Genomic DNA, 786 nt, shown 5'->3' with positions numbered 1-786 from the left:
ATAGCTCTGAACCACAAATAGCTGCTGTCGAGCTATCCAGCCCACCACTCGAAATACTTGGATTCCCACCCCAAACCCTATACTACGATAGTCCATTTACATTTACTTTTGGTGCTGCTGGTGGGTCTGGTGCATATCAAATGGCCTATGTTAAGCATCCTGAAATTAATGATGATGTAACCGACATCGATACGAATATTGTTGATATGTACATCGAAAACATTAGCTCTTCCGCTGATGATGATGACGCAATAAAGCCTGCATTTAAGCTAGAGGCTTTAGTAGAGTTTCCAGAGGGAGCATCTCCGGAAACTCTGGTAGGTAGAAACTATACATACGGGCTTGAATTGAGTGATGGTATTAATTCAACTTCTGAAACATATGATTTCTCTGTTGCTGCAAACGCTCTTTCTTTCTCGGGAGGCTCGATTATCAACGAGGGGGCTTCCTCTATCGCAAGCATTAATAATCTTGTAACGGCCTATAATGCTGGTAACACCCTCGTTTGTAACCAAGTTGGTGACATAAGTTTAGGCCGTAGGGATGTCGACGGCGTGCATGTTTACCCTGCAGCTTTCCTTGTTGAATTAGAGGCACCTGTCTCAAAACGGACAACTGCTTATTATAAAACCACATCCAAATACAGCTCAGATCTGCGAGAAAGAAACGCCTCGAACATAGAGTATGCTCGCCCTGATGTTGATTATCGTTCAATTGCAGAGGGTGATGGTAAGGTAGTCTTTGAGGCTGGGCAGTCAGCCTGTTTTGTGTTGGTAGAGACAATTG

General features: G+C 43.8%; 1 protein-coding gene. It reads left to right on the top strand.

Annotated elements, in window-relative coordinates:
* Positions 1-140: 140 nt before the first annotated feature.
* The coding region (locus A3766_RS30490) for a hypothetical protein (protein WP_231882841.1) at positions 141-786 on the top strand (646 nt) is incomplete at its 3' end.

It is taken from the genome of Oleiphilus sp. HI0132 (assembly GCF_001635845.1).
This window is presented reverse-complemented; position numbering and strand designations above follow the sequence as displayed.